Genomic DNA, 18,427 nt, shown 5'->3' with positions numbered 1-18,427 from the left:
TCCGCTGAATCGTGGGCGTCCTAACCTGGACCACGGTTCCCGTAACGTCCGGGGCGCCTAGGTGGCGTCGCGAAGCGCTTTGCGTAACCCCCGTCGGGAACTGATTTGGAGCTTGTTGAAGACCTTGGTCAGATACCATTCGACGGTCTTGGGGCTGAGGAACAGCTGCACGGCGATCTCCTGGTTGGTATACCCGTCGCTGGCCAGGCGTGCGACGACGGACTCTCGACCGGTTAAAGAAACCGAGGCTCTGGAGTTGCGCCTCCGTACGGAGTCCCCGGTGGCCACCAGTTCCCGGGTGGCGCGCTCGGCGAAACCGTCAGCCCCGGCCTCGACGAAAAGGTCAAGGGCTCGGCGCAATTGTTCGCGGGCGTCGTGGCGCCGGTTCTCGCGGCGCAGCCATTCGCCGTAGATCAGCTGGGTCCGGGCCACCAACATGGTGATGTGGGTGCGCTCGAGGTGGGCAATCGCTTTCTGGTACAGGGCTTCGGCTTCTCCTCCCTTCGCCAGCAGCGCGCGTGAACGTGCCGCGAGTCCGAACGCCAGGTCGGTTCCACTGGCTTCGGTTCGCGCTATCAGCTGGTTCAACGCCTCGGTGGCGATCTCGGTTTCGCCGAGGCGGGCGGCGGCTTCGATCCTCTGTATCAGTGCATACCCGGCATACCCGCCGAGACCGAGATCGTCGTATCCGATGGCTAATTCGGTTGCGGCCAGTGCCTCCGAGTACTCACCAAGACCAAGGTGGAGTATTGCAGCCGCGAAATGGACCATCGGGATCTCTTCCTCGGCGTGCACGGTCGCGTGAGCCGTGCTGGCCCGAACGAGGTTGAGTGTGCGGTTCTTGTCGCCGCGGTACGCGGCGAGCACCGGCTCGATGCTACCGACATGCCGTCCTCCCACCCCGCCACGAACACCCGGCATAGTGGCGCCCACGGCTTCGGTGATCAGGCGGGCTTCTTCCAGTAAGGTTTCTGCGTCGGGGAATCGCCCGGCGTGCAGGCTCATCCACGCCCGGAAGGCAAGTGCGACGGGAAGCAGTGTCAGCAACCCGCTGTCGCGCTGCGTTTGGATCTGGCGGACGGCCAACTCGTCCCAGGCGTTCCAGTCCCACAGGTCAAGGGCGACCCGCCCGGCCAGCACATACCAGCGCGGATCACCGTCGCCGCGAGAGTAGTCGCGACGCAGTTCTCGCAAAGCCTCATTGAGCAGGGGCGCGGCCGCACTATAACCACTGCTGAACCGCACCACCAGGGCATCGAGCAGCAGATCCACCGCCCGCGCAGGCTTTGGCGCCGGCGGGGCCGCCTTGGCGGCGCGTACCACTGACTTCGGGTCGGCTCCCTCTTGACTGGAGAGTCGGCCCGCGAATATCGACGCCATCAGCGCTTCGAGGTAAGTCTCGCGGGCCAGGAGCTCATCGAGCGGTGTCAGTCTTGCCGCGGCGGCCAAGAAAAGCAACGGCGCGTCACCGCCGCGGTGCCCGGCGAACGCGACGCGAGCGCGCAACAGCAATTGCTGCGCGCTCTGTTGATCGTCGGAGGTGCCAGCCTCGGCAATAGCAACCAGCTCCAGCGCGGCGTCTGGCGCCCCCGCGTCGAGCTTGGCGCGCCCAGCGGCGAGGGCACGGCGCGCCCGCTGGACAGGATCGGGCGTCAGGTGTGTCGCCCGGTCGAGAAAGGCAGCAGCCGCCGCGACGCCACCGCGCCTGCTGGCCTGTTCGGCTGAGCTTTCCAGCTCCTGCGCGATCGCCTCGTCGGGGGCGCCGACGGCCTGAGCACGGTGCCAGGCTCGTAGTTCCTCGTCGGATTGCGGGTCGATGGCCTCGGCCAATGCCTGGTGTGCTCGCCGACGACTCGACAGCGTCGCGCCGCGGTAGATCGCGGAGCGCACCAGTGGATGCTGGAACCGCACGCGGGTGTCGATGGCGATGAGATCGGCTTCTTCCGCCGGGGTGGCGTCGCCGATACCGAGTCCAAGAAGTTCGGCGGCTCGCCACAACGACGTCGGGTTTCCGATGGGGTCAGCAGCCGCGATCAGGAGCAGTTGCCGGGTCTCGCGGGGGAGTGCGCGCAGTTGGACGCTGAAGCTATTTTCGATGCGGCGCGCCAGCGGCCGGGATTGGGCCAGTCCGTAGCCGCCGGCAAGTTCGGCCGGTGTCGGACCTGTCTGTAACTGAAGCAGCGCCAAGGGGTTACCGCGCGCCTCGGCGAGAATGCGTTCACGCACCCGCTCATCGATCGCACCCGGCATGGCCGCGGCCAAAAGTGCGCGAGCGTCGGTGTCGTCGAGTGCCTCGACCATCAATTCCGGCAGGCCAGTGAGCTCACGCTCATCGTTTGGCTCGCGGACGGCGAAAACCATTGCGATTGGGTCCGCCAGTATCCGTCGCGCAACGAAAGACAACGCCTGCACTGATGCACGGTCCAGCCACTGTACATCGTCGATTACGCAGAGCAACGGATGTTTTGCCGACGACTCGGCCAGCAGACTCAGAACGGCTATTGCCAGCAAAAACTGGTCGGGCGTCTTACCTTCTCGCAGACCGAACGCGACGCCGAGCGCTTCACGCTGAGGACTCGGCAGCTTTTCCAAATCATGCAGCATGGGGCCACACAACTGGTGCAGGCCGGCGTAGGCCAGTTCCATCTCCAATTCCGCGCCCGCGATCTGCGCGACGTGAACGTCCGATGCCCGGTCAAGAAGATAATCGAGCAACGCGGTCTTCCCGACGCCGGACTCTCCCCGCAGGACGAGCACGGCGCTCTGACCACAACGTGCGTCGTCGAGCATCCGATCCAACGCCGCGAGTTCGCGGCGCCGACCGAAGAGCTTGGGTGAAGTACGACCGGGGGCCGTCACTTGCACCTCCCTTCACCCAGGGGTTCAACCACGTAGGACCCGGCAAAGTTTAGCCAACGTTGCCGTCCAACCAGGCAGCAGGCGGTTCCGATGGGTTCGGCAAACCTTTGGGGCGCCGCCGGTCTCGACCACTCTCCTGAACGCTTCATCGCGCACGACGATGTATGAGCAGAATGCTGCTGCGAAAGATTCGCCGCCGCAGCCAATCCCGAGAAGCCGATACCGTTGATGAGCACATCAGTCCCAAATTCGGCAGCTCAGGAAGGCTCAACCCTCACTTCGTGCCTATCATTCGTCCACGGGCGCGGCAGAAACGGTTGGCGTCGTTGGGCAGGTCGTTGGCCACACTGCCTACTAATGTCACCAGCCACCGGTGCGATCACGGGACAGAGTCTGCGAGGCGATGGCGGCGCCGCGATCAACGCGGTGGCTTAACCGCGAGATCAGCATTGTTGACCTCTGCGCAGCTCGCACGGGAAGCGTGGCAGTTTGCGACGATGCGCCGTTAGAGCAGTGCCATCGCGCGGCCCAGCCCGTGCCTTCGCGGCCACCAGCGGTTGTCCTCGTCGGTTGCGTCCCGGATGTGCGGAATGAATTTCTTGAAGTCCGCACCCGCGGAGCTGTCGAGAAGTGCCGCGTTCCGGATAGGGACGTCGTAGGGAAACTCGCGCTCGACACCAAACGCTTCTGGGGCAAAGAGTTTGACTTAGGGACGTCCACCCGTTCAAGGGCAGCACTGTGACGAGAGTGGCATCGATGTTGGCGACCGGCCTACTGGTAGTTCGGTTTTATGGCTTTCGGTGCGATTCTGCGGTCGGGTGAATCCGGGTCGGTTCCCGGGCAGTTTCCGGGGCCATACCAGGGTTGAATCCTGGCGCGGGATGCTGGAACGGGGCCCAAGATGAGACTCATGAGTGCAGCTCCTGGCCCCCTCGATGTTGATCTCCTGGTTATTGGATACGGCAGGGGCGGTAAGACCCTGGCCGCGCGATTGGGCCGGCTGGGGCGCCGCGTCGCCTTGGTGGAACAGTCCGACCGGATGTACGGCGGCACGTGTGTCAACATCGGCTGCGTGCCCACCAAAGCGCTGGTGCATGAGGCCGAGACGCGTCGTGGCGCCGATGACCCGCGCCGCTGGTACACCGACGCGGTTGGCAAGGTGGACGCACTGACCACACGGTTGCGCGGCATCAACTTCGCGCTGCTCGACACTATCGACGCGGTGACCGTGATCACCGGCCGCGCGGTGTTCACCGACGCGCATACCGTCGAAATCCGCGCGGGCCAAGACCGGCTGATGGTACGCGCCGAATCCATCGTCATCGGCACCGGTTCCGAACCAGTGATTCCCGACGTCGCCGGCCTGCGCGACAGCTCGCGCCTGGTCACCAGCACCGATCTGATCGCTACCGATGCGCTGCCGAATCGATTGGCGGTGCTGGGCGGCGGGTATCTCGGTGTTGAACTCGCCGCGATATACCGCCGCTTCGGGTCCACGGTCACGATCCTGGAGCAGGGCTCGGCGCTGTTCGGCAACGAGGACGACGACATCGCTGCGGCGGCGACCGGGGTTCTCGCCGATGAGGGCATCCAGATCATCACCGGCGCCCGGCTCGACAAGGTGCGCGACACCGCGCGCGAGATGGCCGTTCTGAGCTATGCGGATGCCGCAGGCCAGCACGAGCTGGAAGTCGACCTGATTCTGGCCGCCGCCGGGCGCAGGCCCGCGACACGCGATCTGGGTCTGGAGGCGGCGGGCATCGCGACCGATGCCCGGGGAGCCATCATCGTCGACGAGCACCTGCGCAGCAGTCAGCCGCATGTCTTTGCGATCGGGGACGTCAATGGCGGCCCGCAGTTCACCTATGTGTCCCTCGATGACAGCAGAATCGTCGCCGACCAGCTTCTCGGCGGCGGCATGCGGGCGGTCACCGACCGCGCTGCAATGCCCCGGACCGTGTTCATGACCCCGCCGCTGTCGACCGTCGGCATCACCGAGCGGCAGGCCCTCGATCTTGGTCACCGGGTTCTGGTCGCAAAAAAGTCGGTTGCGCAGATCGTGGGGATGCCACGGGCGAAGATCGTCGGGGACACGCGGGGGGTGATGAAGTTCGTCATCGACGCCGACACCGACCTCATTCTCGGCGCCGCATTGTTGAGTGTGGACTCCCAGGAGCTGATCAATACCGTTGCGCTCGCGATCCGCAACGCGGTGACCGCCACCCAACTACGCGATGCGATCTACACCCACCCGAGTTCTACCGAGGCGTTCAATGAGGTGCTCGACACCATGGCCCCAAGGTAGCCGCCTGCACGCTCGTCACCATCGCCATGCCGGTCCTATCAGCCCAGCAACGGGCCGGCGGTCTTGTTCGCCGTCGAATCCAACCGCGCTCGGCTCGCCGGCCTCGCAACGCGGTTGAGGGCTGGACACCTACGACCACTACGGCGCCCGGCTCCAGTCCCTGACTGCGCCTCGGCGAAGCCGTGGTCTCCAAGCAGCATGGCCGCATCGTGAAAGTCACGCCTACTTCATAAGCGACTCGCCCGTACAGACTTTCGCCCGCAGGATCTGACGGTCAGCAGGTATTTGTTCACACGGCACTTGACTTGAGAGGGAGTATTTAGTGACCGCCGCGGCCAAAGATCTTTACATAAAGGGCGTTCGCGTCGAGACCTACGGCGATCCATCGCAGTCGGCACCACTGCTGTTCGTCCATGGCGGGGGCCAAGGTAGTTGGGCCTGGGAGAAGATCGCACCACGACTAGCCCGACACGGCTGGTATGCGTTGTGTCTGAACTGGTTTGACCACAACGGTTCAGCACCGCTTGACCAGAGCCGAGCATTGACGCGATCACTGCTGGACCTCACGACCGAGATCGCGATAGTTGCTGAAACTTTAGACCGTCCACCCGTTCTCATATCCCATAGCATGGGTAGCATTCCCAGCTTGGAATACGCCACCGCGAATGAAGTCACTGCGATGGTGTTGCTCGCCCCGGTCCTGCCCGCAGGATTCGGCGCAGACATCACCGAGCTTGAGGTCGATCCGGAGACGATGTACACACCACCGCTAGAACGTCTGAAACCCCTATTCTGGTCGGAAGTCAGCGACGACGAATCACGACGTTATACGTCGTTGTTCGTTCCCGAATCACCGCGCGCGGTGCTCGAGACGACACGATCTCTGTGTGAAGTGGACACCAGCAAAGTACGCGTCCCGGCCTTGGTGATCGCCGCTGGCGCTGATGACTTGATCCCTCCCCAAGTCGAATTACTCGCCGACGCGATCAACGCCACATTCCTCGTCCTCGAAGACCAGACCCACGGGATCAACATCAATCCAATCTGGACTCAGGTCACCGAAAAGATTCAGACGTGGCTCTCCTGGTTACAGCTGCCCAATACCACACGCTAAGCACCCGGGCTTGCGCTTATTGTCGCGGCTTACACCACGAATACCGCGGGCGCCAACGAAACGCCCGAAGCCCACACCACATTAACTGCATCGAGTTCGCAGGGGCGTCGGCGGTACACAAGTGTGCCTTTCAGAAACGTAGTGGTCGCACGATATCGAGGTGCCTCATCCGATACGGCCGCTCCTCGGTGTTCATGTCATTGACATTAACGCAAAAAAGTGGGTTTGCAAGAACTGACACGTAGCTCCGGCATCGGCCAAATCGGGCGTTGATTGATTCGCATCAAACGGCCCCAGTCCACTGGTAACCTGCCGTATTCGACCCGGCCGTATTCGTTCTGACTTGCAGCGGCGCATCGGTCGAGATGTGGATGTGGTAGGGGATAGGCGCCGATTACCGCGATGGCTGCCGACCGTCGGGCGAGTAGTAGGCCTGCGCAGCGGCGGACCGATGCGAGCTTTCCGAGGTAAACCGGCTGTCGGTCGCCCAAGGCAGAATTGGGACCCAACCTGAAACAACGCCGAGGCCGCCTCGGCCGCCCATGCCGGCCGCGGCTGCCGGTGCCACTCCGGGTGACGCTCCGACGATCGGGGCGGCGGGCCCCAGGGGCCCCCGCCGCGAGCATTCCCCACTAACGGTGGGCAAGGGTCCGGCGGCCGGCACGTCACAATGGATCGGTGAGCACGGCAGAACATGATCGCCTCGATGAAGTCAAAGCCGGCGTGACGGACTGGCGACGCTGGGGCACCTACGTCAGTGAACGCGCCTGGGGTACCGTCCGGGAAGACTACAGCGGCGACGGCGACGCGTGGGCGTACTTTCCCTTCGAACAGGCGCGCAGTCGCGCGTACCGGTGGAACGAAGACGGCTTGGCCGGTTGGTGTGATCGCGATCAGATCATCTGCCTGGGGTTGTCGCTGTGGAACGGCCGCGATCCGATACTCAAGGAGCGTCCCTACGGGCTGGCCAACGAGGACGGCAACCACGGCGAGGACGTCAAGGACTACTGGTTCTACACCGACAACCTGCCGACTCACGCCTACGCGGCCATGGTCTACAAGTATCCGCAGGCCGCCTTCCCCTACGACGATCTGCTGCGGACGAACCGCGACCGCGGCCAGGACGTCGGGGAATACGAGCTCTACGACGCGCTCGAGGATCAGTGGGTGCAGCAGCGCTATTTCGACGTGCAGGTCGAATACGGCAAAGCCGCACCAGAAGACCTCTATTCGCGCATCACGGTGACCAACCGCGGCCCTGAGCCCGCCGAGATCCACGTGCTGCCCCACCTCTGGTACCGCAACACCTGGTCGTGGGACCCGGCGGAGCGTGCGCCGCGCATCACCGCACAGGGTGCCGGTACGGCGACGACCACCCATCCCGCCCTGGGGGAGCGGTGGTTCTCGGTCACCTCCTCAACCGGTGTGGCGCCCAGATTGCTGTTCTGCGAGAACGAAACCAACAACGCTGTGCTGTTCGGATCCCCGAACGCCTCGGCCACCACCAAGGACGGCATCAACGACTACGTCGTGCATGGTGATCTCGCCGCGGTGGACCCGAGGGCGGGCAGCAAGTCCGCCGCCCACATCCACACGACCCTTTCTCCCGGTGAAACGCTCACCGTCACCGTTTGTTTCGCTCCAGCGCCGCTCATGGCACCCTTCGACTACGCCGACATCGTACTGGCGCAACGTCGAGCGGAGGCGGACGCGTTCTACGACGCCGTCGCCGCGCCCGACCTCAGCGCCGACGAACGCCTCGTGCAACGGCAGGCGCTCGCCGGGCTGCTGTGGTGCAAACAGTTCTACCGCTACAGCGTGCGCCGCTGGCTGCAGGGTGACGCCGGTCAGCCGCCGCCTCCACGACAGCGCTGGAAGAGCCGCAACAGCGACTGGCAGCACCTGGTGCTGGCCGATGTGATCCTCATGCCCGACGCGTGGGAGTACCCCTGGTTTGCCGCCTGGGACTTGGCTTTTCACTGTGTGGCCATGGCACTGATCGACCCCGGGTTCGCCAAGGAACAAGTACTGCTCCTGCTGCAGTCCACCACCCAGCACCCGCACGGCCAGATCCCCGCCTACGAATGGTCCTTCGGCGACACCAATCCGCCGCTGCACGCGTGGGCCAGCTGGCAGGTCTACCAGTTGGACCGGCTGCACACCGGTGTCGGCGACCACGCCTTCCTCGCATTGGCCTACCGCTCACTGACGCTGTGCGTGATGTGGTGGCTCAACCAGAAGGACGTCGAGGACCGCGGCGTGTTCGGCGGCGGCTTCCTGGGCATGGACAACATCGGCGTTTTCGACCGCGACCAACCCCTGCCCACCGGCGGCTCGCTGGCCCAAGTAGACGGCACGGCGTGGATGGGTGCCCTCGTGCTGCAACTGCTCGAGATCACCGTCGAGCTGTCGCACCAGGAGCCCGGCTACCTGCAGATGTTCGGCAGATGGGTCTGGGACGCCTGGCTGATCGCCAACGCGCTGGAGAAGGGCGCCGGCCGAGTCAGCTTCTGGGACGACAGCACCGGCTTCTATCACGACGTCATCGAACGCGCCGACGGCACCGCGTCGACTCTGCAGGTGTTCTCGATGCAGGCCCTGGTTCCGTTGTTCGCCTCCATTTGCCTCCCATTGGCCCCCACCGAGGCGGTGCAGACGATGAAGGAATCAATCGACGCTCTGGCCCGCGCGTACGAGCACACCGACCGCGACGTCCGCCTCGATCTCGCCGACGGCAACGGCACCCACTACATGCTCGCGATGGTGCACCACGACCGCCTCGCGGCGATTCTCGAACGCGTCCTGGACACCGAGCAGTTCCTATCGCCGCACGGCATCCGGTCGCTGTCGAAGTACCACCGGGATCGTCCCTACGTGTACCACCTGGATGGTCAGGACTACAGTGTCGATTACGTTGCCGCGGAATCGACCACCCGGATGTTCGGCGGCAACTCCAATTGGCGCGGCCCGGTGTGGATTCCCATGAATTTCATGTTCCTGCAGGCGCTCAATGCCTACGCGCGCTTCTTCGGTGACACCTTTGAGGTTCCCGACCCGGCCGATCCCAGCGGCACGGCGTCACTGAGCACCGTCGGAGATCGCATCGCCCGGCGGCTCAGCGGACTGGTGGTGCGCGACGAGCACGGCCGCCGTGCGGTGTTCGGCGACAACGACTACTTCCAGAACGATCCGCACTGGCGAGATCTCGTACCGTTCTACGAGTATTTCGACGGCGACACCGGCCGCGGCCTCGGCGCCGCCCACCAGACCGGGTGGACGGCGATGATCGCCCTGCTCCTGCAGTTCCGCGGCGCACTGCGCTTCGACGCACGCGGCCAACAATCCTGAACAGCAGCAGAGTACAGACGGTCCCGGTCGGTTTTCAGCGAGGCGAATACTCCTCGTAACAGGCTGCACAGAGGGCACGCGGCGCACGGTCGACCAACTTCTGCCGATAGGCGATGAGCGTCAGCGGGGAAATTCAGCGAGCGTAGTCATGGATCGCCACCCAACCTGAGGGTCACGTGGTCAACGTTGCGCACGGCCACAGCGCGGCTCAACCGCGCGTGCACCATGCCAGCTGCCGGACAACTAGTGGCCAGGTTCCTAACGGGTGCACGTGGACAGGACCGTACGTCAAAGTCTGCGCGGAAGATCTTGACGAACTTGAGCGGTGGGCGATCGAGACGGCTGCGCAGCCGATTCCGCAGTGCGGGAGTTGCGACCGGACTGAAATGCCATACGGCCCAATTCAACCAAGCCAACTCAGCAGGTGATGGCGGCGCCTAGGCCCGAGGGTCGCTTCGAGCAATGCCCGAAGTCATCTACCGAAAACTGCTGCGGTCAAAGCGTTTTGGATGAGTCAACGCGAAGCCGTGGGGTAAGAGGTGTCCGGTCTCGGCTGTTGGTAACCGCCAGTTATTTTGAGACCGTGATGGCTGTTATGTCTCAATCTAATTGGTGGTTGCGGACAGTGGCCGCGTACTTGACGAGGGGAGCGGTAGCACAGGGCAGCCATGCCCGGGTGGATTCATTCTCCCGCGCTAAGCAACGGGCGTTTCTCGAAAGATCCGATGACTTCGACCAGCGCGTCGGGCGCCTCCCAGTTCAGTATGTGTCCGGCGTCGGGCACGGTGACGAGCCGGGCGCCGGGCACCCCTGCGGCGAGCCGCCGGGCATGGCTGGGCGGCGTGGTGCGATCCGCAGAACCCACCATCACCACGGTCGGCACTGTGATCTCGGCCAGGCGCGGGTAGCGATCTTCGCGCATGCAGGCGCGAAGGATCGGCAGCAGCGGCCGGTGGTCCTGTTGCAGGAACATGTCGCAGCCCACCTCGATCATCGCCGGTGACGGGTGCTTGCCGCCCGTGCTGGCGCCGATCAGCACGCGACCTGTCCTGGTATGCATCAGTTGTTGCAACATCCCGGTTTGCAGCAAGGGGATCTGCAGCCAGTTCTGCGGTGCCCCGTCCAGGATGCGGCCAGCCCAGGTCGCGCAGAGCACCAGACCGCGCAGCCGCTATGACCCGCCGCCAACATCACGGTTGGGTGTACCGCGTCGTTGGCAGCGTACTTTCTGTGGTGGGCTGACAGGCCGGAACGTCGGGATAGTCCGAGCACTCCTGGAATGCCTGGCACATGGGGGCCCAGAAAGATATCGATGGCACTGCAGACCGGACAGTCAGACCATTCACCGCCACGTCGATTATCGGCATCCGACCCCGCTTGGTAACGGCCGTCGGCCGTCAGTGCAAATTTGCGATTTCTTATTTGCGGACCTCACTCGATATATTCGCTATTTGACGGTTCTTGCTGTCGCGCGAACTTCCGATGACCTTGATTCATTCGGATGAAACGGCGTAGGTCACTTGACATAATGTGGCTTATCGGCGCGCAACCAATGCGAGTTGCATCTAATGAGACCGAGCGCACTTAGCGCGCGCGTCCCAGGCTGTAACTACCTCCCTATCCGGCTACTAACCCTCACACCCCAGCTGACCGCTGCCCCCGATGCCAACCATCCTCAACGGTGCCCTCCGGCGTGGATGCATTACGTCACAGTGACAAAATGGTTGCTTCTGGCTGGATCTGCGTTTAGGCGCCGGAAAAGGTGAATCTCCCTCCCGTGCACCGATTTCCGCATCGCGAGGCATGTCATCGACAGATTTCGAGAATGGCGACAATGCATGGCGGGCTGTACTGCAGATTGTTGATACGCGACAAAGCGCGGCGGCATCGTTGTTCGGCGCGGGCAAGCCGGCGCCAGCAATCCCCACCACCATGGAGGTTGAAGCCAAAGGGTGTGAGAGGTGGAGGCCTTGATGGACGACGGACCGCTACCGCGATCAATCGTCGCAGCCCGTGCGAGCTTTGCTGGGCCGCCTGGCCGAGACCCGCAAGTCCACGCGGCGCAGGCTAAAGCGGTCTGCGCGCCGAGTCCCGCGGCGGGTGCCCCGCCCGTCCTCCACGCGCCGACTGCTCGCCCCTCGGTTTGTAAAGCGACTCGCTCAGAGGGGATTTCGATGACCGTCCCACGTCCGCATGATCGCCCGATCAGCATCCACGCGCTCGCTGACGAAGGCCTGGACACCTTCACGATGCGCCTACCACGGTGGCCCATCTTCGGGGTGTTTCGCCGTAACCCTCTGATACGTGCCAGCGATCGGTTCCAGGCACTGGTAATGGCGCTGGCTGTCATGGTGTCGCTGCTGGCCGTCCCTGTCGCCGCCGCGGTCGGCACCGCCGTTCACGATTCACGCCGCGACATCTACGCCCAGCAGCACCACACTCGTCACCTCGTCACCGCGACGATCACCGACACTGCCGCCCAAAACATCTCGCGAACCAACAACGCCACCATGGCGGCCCGTTGGTCAGCTGCCGGCACCGAACGCACCGGCGCGGTCAAGGCGCAATCGGCGACCGAACCCGGCGACCACGTCGCGATCTGGGTCGACAACAACGGCGCACTGACCGACGAACCGACCCCGACCACCCGCGCCGGGGTGGACGCGGTGACGGCCGCGCTCTTCACGTGGGCAGGCGTCACAGCTGCTGCGGCGATCCTGTTGGCCGGTACCCGGGCAGTCGGTGTCCGTATCCGCGCCATCAGATGGCAACACGCCATCGACACCCTGATCGGCCACGACGGGCACAAACCCAGCCAGCCCTGAACCGCCGCCAATCCGCAAGTAGCGCAATCATTCACGAGTACAGGAGAACCTCCATGTCCGCACCACCGTTGTCCTTCGAAACCACCCAAGCTCGCCCGTGGACGATCGCACATCCGCGATTGCGGCTGAAGCCCGCCCACCGTTCTGCAGGCTTCGTGCAGGGCGGCTGCTGGCCGCTGACCGACCAACTGTACATCGAACTTCGGCACCTCCTGGCGGCCTTGTCGTCGCGGCCGGGGACCATCGAGCGGGTCATCTACGCCGAGAACAGCTGGGCCTCAGCATCATTGCGGATGGAGTTTCGCGGCCAGAGCGTGATCCTCGAGCCCAGCAACACCTCACCGAACACACTGACCGTCAGCGGCAAGAAGTTCGGAACGCTCGTGCTGCTGGTGGTTCCCTCCAACACCAACCCGACCGCTGCGCACGCCGCGGTGATGGCGGCAGCCGACCCCGACGACGTGTCGACCGCCGAGGAGCTGCTAGCGATCGGGATGCGCGCGGCGGAGGAGGACCGTCCTGCGTCGCGACGGACCACTGTGGTGGTCCCGACGGCGAAACGTTACGCCGTGGGGCATCAACGCCGCGAACGTGCAGATTCCGTTCGGTAACGCTCAGTAGGGCTTGCCGCGCCTGGTCGCGGCTTGTGGGTATACGTTGCATCGCCCCCGCATACCCACAGCGCATCGACCCGGCCGGGTCCAGCAGCACGCGCGGCAAAGTGCAGCGTGGTCTACCGACCCGACCGAGGAGCAACTGGCCCACACTGTCGCCCCAGCCAGCATAGATTCAACTCGATGTGCACATTCGCGCCCAGCGTGACGATTGGACTGCTTCGCATTCGGTAGCCGGCGCGGCATGAAACGGCGTGCCCACCGGTAAAAACCGGTTATGGGAATTTGTGTCGCATTTTTGCTATACCAGCTGAGAAAGCGGCTATAGGGTCAGCGCTTGCGCTTGCGCGCCATCGGTGTCGACTCTATGACCTTGGTGCGCTTGGCAGCCCGGCGTTCCTTGAGTGACAGAGCGGGCTTTCGACGAGTTTTGCCCGGAGATTTGTCAGCCATTGTCGCTCCCTTAATCGAAGTGGCAACCACCTGTCCCGACCATACGTCAGAAAAAATAAAAAGCCAGCCCGCTCCCTATTCACGTGCTCTTCACCCGAGGCTGAATTCACTGTCCGCGCACTACCGGTGATATAAAGCGGCGTTGTCGAATACGAACAATCCGGCGTCGGCGGGTTGTCCGATTTCAGCAACCGTTGCGGGGTCCGTGCACGCCACCATGGAGATAACAACGAAAGTTCAATGGTGGAGGTTTGTGATGGGTGGCGTCGAGCGCATTGACGGCGGTCCGCGATCAGCGATCGTGGTCGGTGCAGGCATCGTCGGGTTGTCGACGGCGTGGTTCCTGCAGGAGCGCGGAGTCGATGTCACCGTGGTGGACCGCACCGGTGTGGCCGCCGGCGCCTCGTGGGGCAACGCCGGCTGGATCTCGCCGGCGCTGACCATGCCGCTGAACTCTCCGGGCGTGCTGCGCTACGGGCTGCGCTCACTACTCGACCCGGCCGCACCCCTACATATTCCGTTGAAGGCCGACTCCGGGCTGGCCAGCTTCCTGGTCCAGTTCGCCGCCAACTGCCGGCGTTCTTCGTGGCGGCGGGCGGCACGGGCCAATGTGCCGCTCAACGCGGAAGCGATCGAGGCCTACGACGTGCTCGTCGCCAATGGAGTCGACGCGCCGGTGACCGACGCCCCGATCACTGCGATGTTTCGCACCACTGAAGAAGCCGAACAGATGATGCGTGAGCTTCGCGCGCTCGAAACCGCCGGACAGACAATGTCTGTCACTGCACTGGCCGGGGCGGCGCTACGCGAACAAGTGCCGTTGGCATCGCCGGCGATCACCGCCGCGCTGAACATCAATGGTCAGCGCTTCGTCGACCCGGGCCGATTCGTGCACGCTCTCGGACAGGCGGTCGCCGACCGGGGGGCAACGATGCGCACGCTGGAAGCTCGCAGTGTGTTCAGCTCCGGCAGCGGCATCACGGTCTACCCACGCAGCGGCAAGCCGTTGACCGCCGACACCGCGGTGATCGCCACCGGCGCATGGTTATCCCGGCTGGCAGGAACCCGGGTTCGGGTGCCGGTACAGGCCGGTCGCGGCTACTCGTTCACCGTGCCCGTGGACCGCCCCATCCCCGGGCCGATTTATCTGCCCGACGTGCGGGTGGCGTGCACGCCCTACCAGGGAGGATTGCGGGTGTCGGGGACCATGGAGTTCCGCGACCCCGACGAACCGGCGGTGCCGGCACGGGTAGGCGCGATCGTCGCCTCGGCCAGCCCCCTGCTGGAGGGGGTGCGTTGGGCCGAACGCAGCGACATCTGGGTGGGTCCGCGCCCGGTCACCCCCGACGGGCGGGCCCTCATCGGGGAGATGTCGCGCGGCGTGTACGTCGCCGGCGGTCACGGTATGTGGGGACTGGCGCACGGCCCGGTGACCGGTCGGCTGCTGGCCGAACAGATCACCACCGGCAAGCAACCCGAAGCCCTACGCGAATTCGACCCGCTGCGCCGAACCGGCCGCTAGACCCGCAATCCGGCGTCCACACCGCCACCAACCACGCCCATCATGGGCCCCCGAGTCGTCAGGGGCGGCGCTTCTTTCCGGCCCGCCCCTGACGACAACCCCCAAGCCGAAAGGACACCACCCGAAATGACTAGCACCGACCTCGTTTGGATGACACGAGAGGCTTACGCGCGGCTGAAGGCCGAACTGGCCGCGCTGCGTTCACGTTCCAACATCGAAGTCCCTGAGGACTTCATGGACTACGACGACAACCTCGTCGCGAACTACACCGCGCGACAGGCACGTATCCGCCAGATTCAAGACCTGCTCTCCAATGCCGTGGTCGGTGAGGATCCGCCCGACGACGGCGTCGCCGAACCAGGCATGGTTCTGACGGTGCGCTACGACGACACCGGTGAGACTGAAACGTTCCTGTTGGGCGTGCGTGGCGTCGAAGACGCCGACATCGACGTGTACTCGATGCAATCACCGTTGGGCAGCGCGATCGCCGGGGCACGCCCCGGCGAGCAGCGCACCTACTCCATCCCCAGTGGGGCCGACCTGCCCGTGACGCTCCTCAAGGCGGTGCCCTACGGAATGCACGCCCCGAAACCCGTCCGGCGACAGTCTGTGCCACCGAGACGCGGCCCTGAGCGACCTGTGGCCACGCGAACAGGCAGCGAACCGACACCCACGCGCACAGCGACGGCCTCGCGTCGCGCCCGCTCCGCTACCTAGACCGGCGACCTTCGATGGACAACGACGTGTACCGGGCCCGTCGGCGCATGCTCGATGCGCTATTGGGCACGGGGAACGCTAGGCCGAAAGTCCAAGACCTCACCGAGGTGCAAGCCAATGAAGGGAACTGATATGCCCACTACGCCACGTGTGTGGATCTCACCGCAGGCCCACGAGCGGCTCCACCGGGAACTGGGCACTCTGCGTTTTTTGTTCTCCGCCGGAATCGCCGATGGGGATACCGACGAAAACGCCGCCGCCGTGAGGCGCGCGTGGGAGGTACGGATTCAACAGATTCATGATCTGCTGATCAACGCCGTCGTCGGCGAGGATCCCCCCAACGACGGGATAGCCGAACCCGGCATGGTGGTCACCGTCCGCCATGACGCCACCGGAGACACCGACACATTCCTGCTGGGCGTGCACGGCGCCGAATTCGCGGACATGGCAGTCTATTCCATCCAATCCCCGTTGGGCGCCGCCATCGCAGGGGCACGCCCCGGTGAACGCCGCACCTACCACCTGCCCACGGGTGCCGCCCTGGCCGTCACGCTGCTCAAAGCAGTGCCCTACGGCCTTCACATCGCTGACCTGAACCAGCCCGCCATCCATTGAGACCGCAAACGGTCAAAACACGACGCCCACAGATGGTTAAGAGGAATCCCATGTCTCCGACAGCTCCCACTTTCGTAACACTCAACGACCGACTCAACAAGGCCCACCGCCGAATCCGCGAACTCCAAGCCCGCGAAACTGAGCTGTTCGCCCAAAACAGAATCCTGCACGCCGTCATCACCGAACTCATTGACAAGGACACGCGCATCGCCGCCGAACTCTGCTCGAGTCCACTGCCCACCTCGCCGCCTCATGATGGCAGCGACGGCAGGCTCGGCGTCGGCGAGCACGCAAGCCAGCGCCCGGCTCTTGCGCCGACATCCGGCGCGGGCAGGACCCGCGACAAAACAAGGCGATCGCTGTATGTTTGACCTCGACCCGATCCGTGCAATGTTCCTCGTCATCGCCGTGTTGTGGCTCATCGCCGCCGCGGCATACGGCCGCGATGACCGCTGACATGCGTGCCAGGACGGCGCCTTCGGCACGAATCTCGGGAAACTAGAGGTTCGCGAGCTATCGAGCACGGCCATGGCCAGCCCGACGATCCTGCGCTGTTCTACCGCGACAAACGCCAGCTGAACTGTTGTCGGACTGCGGCAAGCCAGCCACTCAAATCTATACGCCCATGGAATATGACGGCGAACGCATGCGCTCGACAACCCCGGCGCCCGAACACAACTCGTCCTGAACACACGATTCCACAACAAGACAAGGCAACACATGTTAGCAATCACCGAGAACATCGCCGACGCATCAGCGCGCCGGCCGGCCATCGGAACCCTGCGACTGCAGTTGAAACCCGCACACCGGTCGTGCGGGTTTGTCCAAGGCGCCTGGTGGCCCCGATCAACAGAACTGACCGGCGAACTGCCCGCACTTCTGGCAGCACTCTCGTTACGGGTCGGCTCAATCGACAGCGTGCTTTATCACGAAAGTGACTGGTCCTCAGCACCCCTGAGCATCAAACACCAGGGCGACCAGGTAATGCTTGGCGCCCACCAAGAGTGGCCGAACGTCGTATCTCTATTCGGTCCGCGGTTCGGGAGGCTGGACCTGCTGGTGGTACCCCCACACACCGAATCCACGCACGCCTACAACGCGGTGACAACTGCGGCCAGCGTCAACGATGCGTCCACACCCGACCAACTACTCGGCATCGGCACACGCCGCACTGGCGATCCCCTGCTCTCCCCCGTCGCGCTGCAGCGATGGGAATCCGACGGAGGCGCAGTGCCAGCACCACGCTCCCAGGCTCAGATGCAGGACGCCTGAGCGTCCACACCGCCCGTGAACCACCCCGTCGCAGGCGGCCCGTCCCTGACGACAACCCATTCTCATGAGAGGACACCACCACAATGACCACCGCCCAAGGTGTTTGGATGACACGGCGGGCCTACATCCGCCTGCAGGCCGAACTGGCCGGCCTGCGTTCCCAACCGGCCATCGAAGTCCCCGACGACTTCATGGATTACGACAACAACGTCGTCGCCGCCTACCGGGCCCGCCAAGCACGCATTGGTCAGATCCATGACCTGCTGGCCAACGCGATCGTCGGTGAGGATCCACCAGATGATGGCGTGGCCGAACCGGGCATGGTGCTGACCGTGCGCTACGACGACACCGGCGACACTGAAACGTTCCTGTTGGGTGTGCGTGGCGCCGAAGACGCCGACATCGAGGTGTACTCCGCGCAATCGCCCTTGGGCAGCGCCATCGTCGGGGCACGCCCGGGCGAACAGCGCACATACTCGATTCCGAGCAAGGACACCGTGCCTGTGACGCTGCTCGACGCAGTGCCTCACGGGCTATGCGCACACAGACGCTTTCGGCCACAGCCCGTTTCACGGATACCGCCGCCCAGCAGCCACACTCACCGGCCGGCACTTGGCATCGAGACGCGCCCCCGCAAGACCACGGTGCGCGGTAGCTATCGGCGCGTGATGTTCGCCCAGTTCCGTGCTAGACGGAAGGACGACAATGACCAGTACCCAACGTGTCTGGATATCACCGCAGGCCTACCAACGGCCACAGTTGGTCGAGCCCGGCGGCGGCATT

11 protein-coding genes and 2 pseudogenes are annotated in these 18,427 nt (G+C 64.3%); 11 read left to right on the top strand and 2 right to left on the bottom strand.

The window, feature by feature from the left end; translation table 11 throughout:
- Positions 1 to 57: 57 nt before the first annotated feature.
- The gene (locus ACVWWN_RS21810; protein WP_457145705.1) at positions 58 to 2,859 is read right to left on the bottom strand and encodes a helix-turn-helix transcriptional regulator; all 2,802 of its coding nucleotides are present in this window, start codon (positions 2,857 to 2,859) and stop codon (positions 58 to 60) included.
- Positions 2,860 to 3,769: 910 nt separating this feature from the next.
- Between ACVWWN_RS21810 and ACVWWN_RS21805 the strand changes: the two genes are divergently transcribed.
- From ACVWWN_RS21805 to ACVWWN_RS21795, 3 genes are all read left to right on the top strand, one after another.
- Complete coding sequence (locus tag ACVWWN_RS21805; RefSeq protein ID WP_457145704.1) at positions 3,770 to 5,164, top strand: dihydrolipoyl dehydrogenase family protein; 1,395 nt, start codon at positions 3,770 to 3,772, stop codon at positions 5,162 to 5,164.
- A 322-nt stretch (positions 5,165 to 5,486) separates the two neighbouring features.
- Complete coding sequence (locus ACVWWN_RS21800) at positions 5,487 to 6,278, top strand: alpha/beta hydrolase (protein WP_457145703.1); 792 nt, start codon at positions 5,487 to 5,489, stop codon at positions 6,276 to 6,278.
- A 678-nt stretch (positions 6,279 to 6,956) separates the two neighbouring features.
- Complete coding sequence (locus tag ACVWWN_RS21795; RefSeq protein ID WP_457145702.1) at positions 6,957 to 9,626, top strand: MGH1-like glycoside hydrolase domain-containing protein; 2,670 nt, start codon at positions 6,957 to 6,959, stop codon at positions 9,624 to 9,626.
- Positions 9,627 to 10,308: 682 nt separating this feature from the next.
- Here ACVWWN_RS21795 and ACVWWN_RS21790 read toward each other — a convergent pair.
- Entirely contained in the window at positions 10,309 to 10,665 is a 357-nt protein-coding gene (locus ACVWWN_RS21790; protein WP_457145701.1) for an alpha/beta fold hydrolase, read from the bottom strand.
- Between the two features lie 1,135 nt (positions 10,666 to 11,800).
- On the opposite strand from ACVWWN_RS21790, the gene ACVWWN_RS21785 reads away from it, so the two are divergent.
- The 8 genes and pseudogenes from ACVWWN_RS21785 to ACVWWN_RS21750 all read left to right on the top strand — a co-directional run bounded on the left by ACVWWN_RS21785 (position 11,801) and on the right by ACVWWN_RS21750 (position 18,299).
- A complete protein-coding gene (locus ACVWWN_RS21785; RefSeq protein WP_457145700.1) occupies positions 11,801 to 12,451 on the top strand; it encodes an Rv1733c family protein in 651 nt (216 codons plus the stop codon).
- Between the two features lie 53 nt (positions 12,452 to 12,504).
- Positions 12,505 to 13,062, top strand: coding sequence for a DUF5994 family protein (locus ACVWWN_RS21780; RefSeq protein WP_457145699.1), 558 nt, complete (start codon positions 12,505 to 12,507; stop codon positions 13,060 to 13,062).
- 712 nt (positions 13,063 to 13,774) lie between these two features.
- A complete protein-coding gene (locus ACVWWN_RS21775) occupies positions 13,775 to 15,040 on the top strand; it encodes an NAD(P)/FAD-dependent oxidoreductase (protein ID WP_457145698.1) in 1,266 nt (421 codons plus the stop codon).
- Between the two features lie 126 nt (positions 15,041 to 15,166).
- Positions 15,167 to 15,622: pseudogene (locus tag ACVWWN_RS21770) on the top strand (GreA/GreB family elongation factor); the annotation flags it as partial.
- A gap of 267 nt (positions 15,623 to 15,889) precedes the next feature.
- Complete coding sequence (locus ACVWWN_RS21765; protein WP_457149223.1) at positions 15,890 to 16,372, top strand: GreA/GreB family elongation factor; 483 nt, start codon at positions 15,890 to 15,892, stop codon at positions 16,370 to 16,372.
- Between the two features lie 50 nt (positions 16,373 to 16,422).
- Positions 16,423 to 16,743, top strand: a complete 321-nt coding sequence (locus ACVWWN_RS21760) for a hypothetical protein (RefSeq protein WP_457145697.1) — start codon at positions 16,423 to 16,425, stop codon at positions 16,741 to 16,743.
- A 349-nt stretch (positions 16,744 to 17,092) separates the two neighbouring features.
- Complete coding sequence (locus tag ACVWWN_RS21755; protein WP_457145696.1) at positions 17,093 to 17,644, top strand: DUF5994 family protein; 552 nt, start codon at positions 17,093 to 17,095, stop codon at positions 17,642 to 17,644.
- A gap of 83 nt (positions 17,645 to 17,727) precedes the next feature.
- Positions 17,728 to 18,299: pseudogene (locus ACVWWN_RS21750) on the top strand (GreA/GreB family elongation factor).
- Positions 18,300 to 18,427 lie beyond the last annotated feature (128 nt).

The organism is Mycobacterium sp. URHB0021 (assembly GCF_054057895.1).
Note: the sequence above shows the minus strand (reverse complement) of the source record. Positions and strands in the feature narration are given on the sequence as shown.

Excerpts from the sequence above, each read along its gene's own strand:
- ACVWWN_RS21775 (WP_457145698.1), top strand. The coding sequence starts at position 13,775 with ATGGGTGGCGTCGAGCGCATTGACGGCGGTCCGCGATCAGCGATCGTG.
- ACVWWN_RS21760 (WP_457145697.1), top strand. The coding sequence starts at position 16,423 with ATGTCTCCGACAGCTCCCACTTTCGTAACACTCAACGACCGACTCAAC.
- ACVWWN_RS21785 (WP_457145700.1), top strand. The coding sequence starts at position 11,801 with ATGACCGTCCCACGTCCGCATGATCGCCCGATCAGCATCCACGCGCTC.
- ACVWWN_RS21755 (WP_457145696.1), top strand. The coding sequence starts at position 17,093 with ATGTTAGCAATCACCGAGAACATCGCCGACGCATCAGCGCGCCGGCCG.
- ACVWWN_RS21765 (WP_457149223.1), top strand. The coding sequence starts at position 15,890 with ATGCCCACTACGCCACGTGTGTGGATCTCACCGCAGGCCCACGAGCGG.
- ACVWWN_RS21780 (WP_457145699.1), top strand. The coding sequence starts at position 12,505 with ATGTCCGCACCACCGTTGTCCTTCGAAACCACCCAAGCTCGCCCGTGG.
- ACVWWN_RS21805 (WP_457145704.1), top strand. The coding sequence starts at position 3,770 with ATGAGTGCAGCTCCTGGCCCCCTCGATGTTGATCTCCTGGTTATTGGA.